Consider the following 2235-nt stretch of genomic DNA (forward strand, 5'->3'; position numbering starts at 1 on the left):
CCCTCCGACACCCGCCGCCACATCGTCCGCGGCCTGCGTCAACTGCGCACCAAGCGGGAATCCCTGCCCCCGAAGAAGCACGGCAACATCCCCCTCTAGGCCCGCTGGGAGCCGTCATGAACATCAAGGTCGTACGGGGCAACCCGACCCCCGAGGAGCTGGCCGCCGCACTGGCGGTGGTCCGCGTCCGCGCCGCGGCGGCGGCCGCCACGCCGCCCGGCGCGCCCTCCCCGCGTGACTCCTGGTCCGACCCGGCCCGCCTCGCCGGCCGGCGGGTGCCCCAGCCCGGCCCGACGTCGTGGTCGCGCACCTACTGGCCGGCCTGACCCTCCGCCGCACAGCACGTCCGCGACGGCTTCGGCCATCACCGCGTATCCCGCGTCGTCCGGGTGCGGGTGATGGCCGAAGTCGTACGACGGGACAGGCCTGAGCCGGCGCAGTGTGCAGCACCGTCCAGTGAAGATGAGTATGCGTACTCAGGCGACCTGCGAGGACGTCGCCGGACGATGGAGGGCATGCTGTGGTCCGACCCCGAGAACGAGCCGCCGAAAGAACTGCGGGAGATGCAGGAGAAACTGCGGCGGCTGGGCGTTCTCATGGCGCTGGCCATGGTGCTGGCGATGATCGTGATCGGGGTGAGGTGAGGCGCGCACCGGTGACGCGCATCCGTGGTGTGCCCGCGGCTACGCTGATCGCATGACAGACCAGCCGCGCCGCCGACTCGTGCTCGCCTCCCAGTCACCCGCCCGGCTCGGACTGCTGCGGCAGGCCGGACTCGACCCCGAGGTGATCGTCAGCGGCGTCGACGAGGACGCCGTGACCGCCCCGACCCCCGCCGAGCTCGCCCTCGCCCTCGCCGAGGCCAAGGCCTCCGTGGTCGCCGCGAAGCCCGAGGTCCGGGGTGCGCTGGTGATCGGCTGCGACTCGGTGCTGGAGCTGGACGGCCAGGCCCTGGGCAAGCCCGCGGACGCCGAGGAGGCCACGGCGCGCTGGAAGGCGATGCGCGGCCGGGCCGGGACCCTCCAGACCGGCCACTGCGTCTGGGACACGCAGGCCGAGCGGTACGTCTCCGCCACCGCCTCCACCGTCGTCCGGTTCGGCGAGCCCACGGACGAGGAGATCGCCGCCTACGTCGCTTCCGGCGAGCCGCTCCACGTCGCCGGCGCCTTCACCCTGGACGGGCGTTCCGCGCCGTTCATCGACGGCATCGACGGCGACCACGGCAACGTCATCGGCATCAGCCTGCCCCTGGTGCGCCGCCTGCTGGCCGAACTGGGCGTCGGCATCACGGAGTTGTGGGCGCCGTCGAAGGACTGACCGGCGAGCCGTCACCCGCGTCGTCGCCGTCCCCCTCCGCAGGGGCCGGCTCGGCGTCGTATGTGACGAGGAGCAGCACGATCAGGCCGAGCATGACCATCATGAAGGCGAACGCGCCGAAGCCGACCAGCCCCCACACGAACGCGCCCAGCAGCCCGTGCACCACGGCCGAGCTGACCAGCACGATGCGGCCGAACCCGGCGGGGGCCCGGTTCCGTACGGCGACGAGCAGGGCGACCACCCCGCACAGCAGGAAGTAGAGCCCGAAGACGACGCCGCCGATCTTCGAGGACGTCGCCATGACGTCCGGATCCAGGCCCGCCAGCGACATGTGCTGCCTGTCGACGACATGGCCGAGGAACCAGTTGAACCCGGCCACCCCGAAAGCCTCGACGAAGAGCACGAGCGCCACCACCCATGCCACCGGCCTGCGCACCACGGTCGCCCACCCACCTTCGAGCGCGGCTCGACCCGGCCACGCCACTGTTACCCCGAGTATGTGCGATACATCGCGAACGCTACTAACCGGTAAACCCAGGGACAAGGGTCCTGCGCATGCCAATGAATCATTGGGCCATTCGTAGGGACTCCACAAAGAATCAGAGTGGGGCGCAGCACGCTCTCACAGAGACCTTGACCACATGAGAGGGCTAGGGTTTCCCGGAGGAGTCCTGCGTATAGCGGTGGGACAAGGGATTTCGCGGGTCGAGCGAGCCTCGAATCACGCTCCGTGTGGGCAAGCTCACCAATGGGGACGGGTCGAAGTGCCGTGTCGGCAGTCCCTAAACTCGGCTTGTTTCAAGGAGGGAGCCTCAATCGTGCGCAAGGTGCTCATCGCCAACCGTGGCGAAATCGCTGTCCGCGTGGCCCGGGCCTGCCGGGACGCGGGGATCGCGAGCGTGGCCGTCTACGCCGACC

At 70.2% G+C, this 2235-nt stretch carries 5 protein-coding genes; 4 read left to right on the forward strand and 1 reads right to left on the reverse strand.

Features of this window, described 5'->3' with window-relative positions:
- Positions 1–116: 116 nt before the first annotated feature.
- The 3 genes from AB0J12_RS39565 to AB0J12_RS39575 all read left to right on the forward strand — a co-directional run bounded on the left by AB0J12_RS39565 (position 117) and on the right by AB0J12_RS39575 (position 1317).
- Positions 117–326 carry an acyl-CoA carboxylase epsilon subunit gene (locus AB0J12_RS39565; RefSeq protein WP_363269652.1) on the forward strand — a complete coding sequence of 70 codons (210 nt, stop codon included), beginning with the start codon at positions 117–119 and terminating at the stop codon, positions 324–326.
- Positions 327–515: 189 nt separating this feature from the next.
- The gene (locus AB0J12_RS39570) at positions 516–644 is read left to right on the forward strand and encodes a hypothetical protein (RefSeq protein ID WP_363269653.1); all 129 of its coding nucleotides are present in this window, start codon (positions 516–518) and stop codon (positions 642–644) included.
- 52 nt (positions 645–696) lie between these two features.
- On the forward strand, positions 697–1317 hold the full coding sequence (locus AB0J12_RS39575; protein WP_363269654.1) for a nucleoside triphosphate pyrophosphatase: 621 nt from the start codon (positions 697–699) through the stop codon (positions 1315–1317).
- On the opposite strand, the gene AB0J12_RS39580 is transcribed toward AB0J12_RS39575, so the two are convergent.
- A complete protein-coding gene (locus tag AB0J12_RS39580; protein WP_363269655.1) occupies positions 1286–1756 on the reverse strand; it encodes a hypothetical protein in 471 nt (156 codons plus the stop codon). The genes AB0J12_RS39575 and AB0J12_RS39580 overlap by 32 nt on opposite strands.
- A gap of 379 nt (positions 1757–2135) precedes the next feature.
- On the opposite strand from AB0J12_RS39580, the gene AB0J12_RS39585 reads away from it, so the two are divergent.
- Positions 2136–2235 (forward strand): biotin carboxylase N-terminal domain-containing protein (locus AB0J12_RS39585; protein ID WP_157847070.1); only part of this gene is annotated, 100 nt, incomplete at its 3' end.

This window comes from Streptomyces sp. NPDC049915, from assembly GCF_040656475.1.
Lineage (GTDB): Bacteria > Actinomycetota > Actinomycetes > Streptomycetales > Streptomycetaceae > Streptomyces.